Consider the following 229-nt stretch of genomic DNA (forward strand, 5'->3'; position numbering starts at 1 on the left):
CGGCGCGGTCGGCGAGCACCGCGGCGCGGCCCGCCGAGCCCTGGAACCCGGTCAGCCAGCCGAGCCGCTGCGCATAGCCGCCGACATAGTCGCTCATATGCTCGTCGGTCAGCGGCACGACGAAGCCGTCGAGGCCGGCGGCGGCGAGATGGGCGCGGAGCGCGGTGAGACGGTCTGCGAGCGGGGTTGCGGGTCGGGCGGGCGTCGGAGGGGTCATGGGGTCTCTCGT

1 pseudogene is annotated in these 229 nt (G+C 75.1%); it reads right to left on the reverse strand.

From position 1 onward, the window contains the following. A pseudogene (locus AC0CH3_RS18100) lies at positions 1-217 on the reverse strand (hypothetical protein); the annotation flags it as partial. Between the last annotated feature and the right edge of the window lie 12 nt (positions 218-229).

Source organism: Sphingomonas sp. AC449, from assembly GCF_979253475.1.